This window comes from Synechococcus sp. R55.8 (assembly GCF_047461895.1).
Lineage (GTDB): Bacteria > Cyanobacteriota > Cyanobacteriia > Thermostichales > Thermostichaceae > Thermostichus.
Genome location: NZ_JANSIB010000136.1, coordinates 1 through 5,595, shown reverse-complemented (window position 1 = coordinate 5,595; position 5,595 = coordinate 1). Strand labels below are relative to the sequence as shown.

5 protein-coding genes are annotated in these 5,595 nt (G+C 58.4%); all 5 read left to right on the top strand.

Features of this window, described 5'->3' with window-relative positions:
* Positions 1 to 112: 112 nt before the first annotated feature.
* Positions 113 to 577, top strand: coding sequence for a 50S ribosomal protein L9 (gene rplI / locus NW829_RS11560; protein ID WP_414355859.1), 465 nt, complete (start codon positions 113 to 115; stop codon positions 575 to 577).
* Between the two features lie 179 nt (positions 578 to 756).
* Complete coding sequence (gene dnaB, locus NW829_RS11555) at positions 757 to 2,532, top strand: replicative DNA helicase (RefSeq protein ID WP_414417141.1); 1,776 nt, start codon at positions 757 to 759, stop codon at positions 2,530 to 2,532.
* A 131-nt stretch (positions 2,533 to 2,663) separates the two neighbouring features.
* Positions 2,664 to 3,560, top strand: coding sequence for a universal stress protein (locus NW829_RS11550; RefSeq protein ID WP_414407360.1), 897 nt, complete (start codon positions 2,664 to 2,666; stop codon positions 3,558 to 3,560).
* A gap of 46 nt (positions 3,561 to 3,606) precedes the next feature.
* On the top strand, positions 3,607 to 4,440 hold the full coding sequence (gene larB, locus NW829_RS11545) for a nickel pincer cofactor biosynthesis protein LarB (RefSeq protein ID WP_414412919.1): 834 nt from the start codon (positions 3,607 to 3,609) through the stop codon (positions 4,438 to 4,440).
* Positions 4,441 to 4,700: 260 nt separating this feature from the next.
* On the top strand, positions 4,701 to 5,595 hold an 895-nt coding region (locus tag NW829_RS11540), incomplete at its 3' end, for a TerC family protein (protein WP_414417140.1).

The following is a 5,595-nucleotide window of genomic DNA, read 5'->3' as shown; positions in this document are numbered from 1 at the left end:
GAGAAGGGATCCCCTATGCCGACGGGCTGGTGGCTATGGCACTCTGGGCTGACGATGAACCTGCTGAGCCTCTAGAATGGAAGGCTGTCGAGAAAATGAAGTGCCTTCCCCGATGTCGAAACGTAACATGCAGGTTGTGCTGCGCCAGGCGATCCCAGGGCTGGGCAAGCCCGGAGAGATTGTCAACGTCAAGCCCGGCTATGCTCGCAACTACCTCTTCCCGCGGCAGATGGCGGTGCGGGTTACCCCTGGCATATTGAAAGAGCAGCAGGTGCGTCTGCAGCAGGAGGCAGCTCGTAAACTGGCAGAAAGACAACAGGCGGAAAACTACAAGACTGCTCTGGAGACCATCGGTCGCTTTGTCATCCGTAAGAAAGTGGGAGAACACGATCTCCTATTCGGGCAGGTTACCACCAGCGATATTGCCGAGGTAGTGCTGGCTACCAGCGGCCTGGATATCGACCGCCGCAACATTCTCCTCAATGAGGAGATCAAGAAAACCGGGGTTTATCCCGTGCAGGTAAAGTTACACCCCGAAGTTACTGCTACGCTGCGCATTCAGGTTACTCCCGAATGAGGACTCACCTTCTGAGGATCCCTGAGTTCCCGTGAGGGATCCCGGGGTGAGTAGGGTTTTTGCCTTAGGCAACAAGCGGGTATGCTCAGCCTAGAGCTTGACCCGCCTGACGATTGGAGCTGACTGGCTGAGAGGCCGGTTGCCCTAGGGCTGGGTTGATTTTCCTATCCTGGCTTGCGGTGATCAGCGATTACGACTTAACGGGTGGGGATCGGCTTCCTCCTCAAAACATTGAAGCCGAGGAGGAAATCCTGGGGGGCATTCTCCTCGATCCGGATGCGTTGGTGCGGGTCGCGGAGTTTCTGCGTCCGGAGATGTTTTACATCTCTGCCCACCAAGAGATTTACCGAGCTGCTCTCCAACTGCACAGCCAAGGCCAACCCACTGACCTGATGACTGTGTCTGCCTGGTTGGCGGATCATCATCTTCTGGAGCGGGTGGGAGGAACAGGGGCGATCCGTCGTCTGCTGGAGCAAACCGTCAGCAGCGTCAACATCGACCAGTATGCTCGCCTGGTGATGGATAAATACATGCGCCGCCAGTTGATCCAGGTGAGCAATACCTTGGCTCGTTTGGCCTACGATACCAGCCAACCCCTATCTCAGGTAATGGATCAAGCCGAGCAGCAAGTGTTTGGCCTCACCCAAAAGCGGGTGCAGCGCAGTCTTATCCCGGCCTCCGAGGTTTTGGTCAATATCTTCTCGGATTTGGAAGAGAAGTTCCAGAGTGGGGCTCAGCTCCCTGGGATCCCGACCAAATTCATCGACCTGGATAACCTGACCCAGGGCTTGCAGCGATCCGATTTGCTGATTCTGGCCGGTCGTCCCTCGATGGGGAAAACCAGTCTTGCCCTCAACATTGCCCAAAATGTGGCTGCCTATGCCAAGCAGCCGGTCGCTATCTTTAGCCTGGAAATGTCGAGGGAGCAACTGGTGCAGCGGCTTTTGGCCAGCGAAGCCCGCATCGACAGCAGCCGTCTGCGTTCTGGGCGCATCAGCGAACACGAGTGGCAGCGCCTGGGACAAGCCATTGGTTTTTTATCGCAATTGCCCCTGTTCATCGACGATACCCCCGACTGTACCGTTACAGAAATTCGCTCCAAAGCGCGGCGTTTGCAGGCGGAACAGGGGGGAACGTTGGGGATGGTGTTGATCGATTACCTACAACTGATGCAGGGATCCGCCGCCGACAACCGGGTGCAGGAGCTGTCGCGCATTACTCGTGGCCTCAAGGCCATGGCCAAGGAGCTGATGGTGCCGGTGCTGGTGCTGTCTCAGCTCAGTCGAGCTGTTGAGTCTCGCTCCGACAAACGTCCACAGCTGGCGGATCTGCGGGAATCGGGCTGTCTGGCCGGGGATACGCAGGTGATGGATGCGGATCGCGGCAAGATCTGGCGGCTGGATCAACTGGCGGCCCTGCCGGCTTCGGCGGAACTGCCCCGCCTGCTCAGCTTGAACGGGCGCGGGCGCTTGGTGCCCCAACAGCCTGTGAAAGTGTTTTGCAGTGGTCGGCAGCCCACCTGTGTTCTGAAGACCCGCCTCAACTTTTCCATTCGCGCCACCGGCAATCACCCCTTTTTCACCCAACAGGGCTGGAAAACCTTGGACGAGCTGCAATTGGAGGAAGAGGTGGCGGTGGTGGTGCAGGAGGGGCTGATCTGGGATCCGGTGGTGTTCATCAGCGAGCCAGGGGAGCCTCAGCCGGTTTACGACATCGAGATGCCCCGCCACCACAACTTTGTGGCCAACGGGCTGCTAGTTCACAACAGCATCGAGCAGGATGCCGATCTGGTGATGATGATCTACCGCCCGGAATACTACGATCCCAACACCAGCGATCGCGGCATTGCCGAGGTCATCATTGCCAAACATCGCAACGGCCCCACCGGCACTGTGCGCCTGCTGTTCGAAAGCCAGTACACCCAGTTTCGCAACCTGGCAGATCCCAACCGCTGAGCAACCGATGCCGAAGAGGGATCCGGAGCTGCTGCCTTGGGAACAACCCCGCAAGGTGTTAGCTTAGGATCGCTGCGGGCCAAAGCGTTGCTCTTGAGCCGGCTACCCTCTCTCCTAATGCTCAAAACGATATGTTTAAAAACGTGTTAATTGCCACCGACCGCCGAGATGGCCTGCAGCGTTTTGGCAAGTGTCTAGAAGATCTGCACAGCAATGGCATCGAGCGCGTCACCTTCGTCCGCAGCGTAGATTGGCAAGAGGACGACATCGGCATTCCCGACGACATTACCCCCGAAGTCCAGGCAGAGCAGACCCAGTTGCAGAAGCTGCTGAACCCGATCCCAGCAGGGTTGGAAGTCGAGGCTCTGGTGCAGGCGGGCAGGCCAGCCGATCTAATCCTAAAAGGCATCCAAACCTATGGCTCCGATCTGCTGATTACAGGCATGGGTACCCACAACCTGCTCGCCGAAAAATTGTTCGGCAGCACCACCATGACGCTGTTGCCGAAGCTGAAAATCCCCCTACTGGTGATGCGCCCCCAACTGCTGGCTACCTTTACCCTGGAAGAATTGCGCCTGCGCAGCCGCCACCTGTTTCGCTGCCTCTTGGTGCCCTTTGACTTTGAGCAGCCGCGTCAGCAGTTGCTGAACCATCTCGGCCACCTGCTGCCCGGTACTTCCCAGTGCCAGACGCTTACCCTGCTCTACGTGGTGGATCCCAGCGCCCGCCGCAACCAAGGAACTCCGGTGGAGGTGCTCCAACGCAAAGCCGAGGCTGACCTGGCCCAGGTGCTTGAACCCCTGAGCGAGCAGGTGAAGCCCGTACAGCTGCGCACCCTGGTGCGGGTGGGATCCCCTCTCAAAGAGATCCTGGCTACTGCTGCCGATGAAGACATGACGGCCATTGCCACTGCCTCCCCCCATGTGGGCAGCTTTTGGGAGTGGTCGGTTCGCAGCCTAACCGGCGAGATTTTGCGGCAAAGTTGGCATCCGGTGTTGTTTTTCCCGCGCGGGTCTTTGGCCCAGTAGATCCAGGCAAGATCCAAGCCGAGTGTTGCAGATTAACTCATCCTCCATGACCCCCCCCTCTACGACAGCGCTGCAGGATCTGTTTCGGGCGGTGGCCCAAGGGAAGCTCACCCCAGAGCAAGCCCTGCAAGCCTATCGCTTTCTGCCCTTCGAGCCGGTGGGAGATTTCGCCCATGTGGATCACCACCGTCCCTTGCGCACGGGCTTTCCCGAAGCCGTGTGGGGGCCGGGCAAAACCCCAGATCAGATTGCCCAGATCCTGGAGCAACTCCACCAGCGGGGATCCCTGGCCTTGGCCACCCGCATCGAAGCCCAGGTGTATGCCGAGATCCGCAGCCGCTTGCCCCAGGTGCAGTATTCCCAGGTGGCCCGCTTGTGTTGGATCCCGTCCCAGCAGGTGGTCAGCCATCCTGGACAGGTCAGCGTGATCTCCGCCGGCACTGCCGACTTACCGGTGGCAGAAGAAGCCGCCCTCACGCTCGAGCTTTCTGGGTTTCAGGTGAAGCGCCTCTGGGATGTGGGGGTGGCCGGGATCCATCGGCTGCTGCACAACTGGGCGGCCCTGCAAGCAGACGTGCTGATCGTGGTGGCGGGCATGGAGGGGGCCTTGGCCAGTGTGGTGGCGGGTCTGGCGGATTGTCCGGTGATCGCTGTGCCCACCAGCATTGGCTACGGGGCCAGCTTTCAAGGCTTGGCTGCCCTGCTCACGATGCTCAACTCTTGCGCGGCGGGGGTGGGAGTGCTGAACATCGATAACGGTTTCGGGGCGGCGATTCTGGCAGGCCAGATCCTGCGCTGTGGACAACGGCTGGCGGCTCGACTGAGCTCATCCGGCCCCACTGGAGATCCAACAGAGGATGGCCAGATTTCAGAAGGTTAAGAACTGTAAATGGATCCTGAGCCAAACAGGCTATACTCAGGCCATAGTTTAGGCTTGGGCTTTCTCTTTCCCATCCTTCGGGAGTTTGAGGGTGTTGCCTCTGGTCACCTAACTGGGTTCATGCCTTTTTCTGGGGTACCTTTATCCGAAGATGGGGAGGGTTCCTACGCTGGTTAACTGCTGTGTTGGACTGACTGGGGCGGACAAAACGCGCGAATATGCTAATTGATGCAACACTTGTCAAAAATGCAACAGATGCGATGGGGGCAACCTTGATCCTGGCGCAAGGGATGACTCAGTCCTTCACCTGGACAGATATTTTCTTGGTGGCGGCTTTGGTGTTTTTGGAGGCCGCCCTCTCTGCGGACAACGCCGTTGCCCTGGCGGCTCTGGTGAAGCATCTGCCCACCCCCCAGCAGCAGAATCGGGCCTTGCGCTGGGGCATCATCGGCGCTTACAGCTTTCGCATTGCCATTGTCTTCGCGGCAGTTTGGTTGGTGGAGTATCCACCCGCACAGTTTTTGGGAGCCTGCTACCTGCTCTGGCTAGCCTGGCAGCATTTTCGGGGGGAGAAGGAAGGCCAAGAACAGGACATCACCCGCCACGCCAATTTTTGGCAGACCCTGGTGATGGTGGAACTGACGGATCTGGTCTTTTCTTTCGACAGCATCGCTGCTTCGGTGGGTGTCTCCCGCAAGGCTTGGGTAATCATCCTCGGCGGCATTCTCGGCATTACCCTGATGCGCTACATGGCTTCTCTGTTTTTGCGTTGGTTGGACGAGTTCTCTCACCTGGAAGACGCCGCTTTTGCCATCATCGCCTTGGTGGGGAGCACCATGTTGTTGGAGGTGTTTTTCCCCCAAATCGAGATCCCGGAGTGGGGGATGGTGGTGGCTGTGATCCCCCTATTTGTCTGGGGTTTCTCGCGGCGCGTGAAACTCAATTCGGAGCAGGATGAACAGCCGGAGCTGGCTGACGGAGAGAAGAGGGAAGAGAAAAGAGCAGGGGTTACAGACGAGATGGAAATCGTCCCCTCCGGTTGGGTGACTGCCCTTGAGGAAGACCTCGCCCCTGAGCCCCAGAGCAGAGAGAATGGAGAGGAGAGCATGCCTCTAACCCCCAAAACCCTGAACTTTGCTGAATTTACTGAGCTTT

What these genes read in the sequence shown, in the direction of transcription:
- NW829_RS11550 (WP_414407360.1), top strand. Translation starts at nt 2,664, where the DNA reads ATGTTTAAAAACGTGTTAATTGCCACCGACCGCCGAGATGGCCTGCAG.
- larB (WP_414412919.1), top strand. Translation starts at nt 3,607, where the DNA reads ATGACCCCCCCCTCTACGACAGCGCTGCAGGATCTGTTTCGGGCGGTG.
- rplI (WP_414355859.1), top strand. Translation starts at nt 113, where the DNA reads ATGTCGAAACGTAACATGCAGGTTGTGCTGCGCCAGGCGATCCCAGGG.